Annotated in this window: 2 protein-coding genes; both read left to right on the forward strand. The window is 49.5% G+C overall.

The window, feature by feature from the left end:
* The first annotated feature begins 100 nt into the window (after nucleotides 1–100).
* Nucleotides 101–487: a helix-turn-helix domain-containing protein gene (locus tag FD01_RS13335; RefSeq protein WP_054720216.1), complete on the forward strand. Its 387-nt coding sequence runs from the start codon at nucleotides 101–103 to the stop codon at nucleotides 485–487.
* A 93-nt stretch (nucleotides 488–580) separates the two neighbouring features.
* The gene (locus FD01_RS16405; RefSeq protein WP_164480471.1) at nucleotides 581–742 is read left to right on the forward strand and encodes a hypothetical protein; all 162 of its coding nucleotides are present in this window, start codon (nucleotides 581–583) and stop codon (nucleotides 740–742) included.
* Nucleotides 743–798 lie beyond the last annotated feature (56 nt).

Consider the following 798-nt stretch of genomic DNA (forward strand, 5'->3'; position numbering starts at 1 on the left):
TTCAAGAGGCTGCATAACCAAGTTATTTAATTGTCCAACCCAATGGGTTCACATCAGTGTCATCGACATTCTTCCACGTTGTATATAATAGGTGGCGCGTGTGAATGCAGAACGACTCGCAGACCTCCGGCATGAACAGCCGAAAACGCGACAAGTAGATATTGCCAAGATGCTTGGCATCGGCACCAGTACCTATTCCATGTATGAACAAGGCTTGCGGGAGCCAGATGACGAAACCAAAATCAAAATCGCGCAGTACTTCCATGTGTCGGTTGACTACTTAGTGGGCAACTCTGATTTGAGGACCCCACATCCGACTCGCTCGATCGATACAGAACTCACTGCCTTGCGCCATCAGCTTCGCGACACCTCGGCCAAACCGATGTATCACGGCCAAGAGCTGACGGCGCCAGTGCGCAAAAGCTTGGCAGCCTTGCTTGATGGAGTGGTTTCTGCCGCTGATGCATTAACTGAAAATGATGATTAGAAGCTTCGGCCAAATGCCGAGGCTTTTTTTCTGATCGTTGAGCGCCGCGCCTGGTCTTGATATGATGAGGTTATCAAGCAAAGGCGGTGGCGCATGAAAAATTTACTCGCAGGGGGATTCCTTTTTGTTGGCGGTGCGATCATCATGACCACGACACAGTTTGGCCATGTGATCCCGATGATCGGTGCCGGCTGTGCGTTACTAGGATTTGGGATGCTTCTTTATTATCTCTTTAGTGATGACGGAAAATATTAGGCGCAAATTGCAAGAACAAGTTAGCCACCCCATGGCACGACACCGTGAGATGAACT

The sequence above is a fragment of the Lacticaseibacillus manihotivorans DSM 13343 = JCM 12514 genome (genome assembly GCF_001435035.1).
In the GTDB taxonomy this organism is placed as follows: Bacteria; Bacillota; Bacilli; order Lactobacillales; family Lactobacillaceae; genus Lacticaseibacillus; species Lacticaseibacillus manihotivorans.

Coding starts and splice junctions, on each gene's coding strand:
- FD01_RS16405 (WP_164480471.1), top strand. CDS start 581: ATGAAAAATTTACTCGCAGGGGGATTCCTTTTTGTTGGCGGTGCGATC.